Consider the following 429-nt stretch of genomic DNA (forward strand, 5'->3'; position numbering starts at 1 on the left):
GTTTCTCTACCGAATTGTGCGGCGGTACACACGTTTCACACACCGGCGACATCGGCCTCTTCAAAATCATCAGCGAAGGCGGTATTGCCGCAGGCGTGCGCCGTATCGAAGCCATCACCGGCCTGAACGCACTCAAATGGGCGCAAGAGCAAGAGCGTTTGGTTAAAGACATTATTGCCGAAACCAAAGCCCAAACCGAAAAAGACGTACTGGCGAAAATCCAAGCAGGCGCAGCACACGCCAAAGCCTTGGAAAAAGAATTGGCACGCGCCAAAGCCGAACTCGCCGTCCACGCAGGCGCCAAACTCTTGGATGATGCAAAAGACCTGGGTTCAGCCAAACTCGTTGCCGCCCAAATCGAAGCCGATGCCGCAGCCCTGCGCGAAATCGTGACCGATTTGACCGGCAAATCAGAACAAGCCATCGTAC

1 pseudogene is annotated in these 429 nt (G+C 55.0%); it reads left to right on the top strand.

Going from position 1 to position 429, the window contains the following annotated elements:
• Positions 1-429: pseudogene (locus tag ACTHUM_RS20105) on the top strand (alanine--tRNA ligase); the annotation flags it as partial.

This window comes from Neisseria sp. P0021.S006, assembly GCF_051956895.1.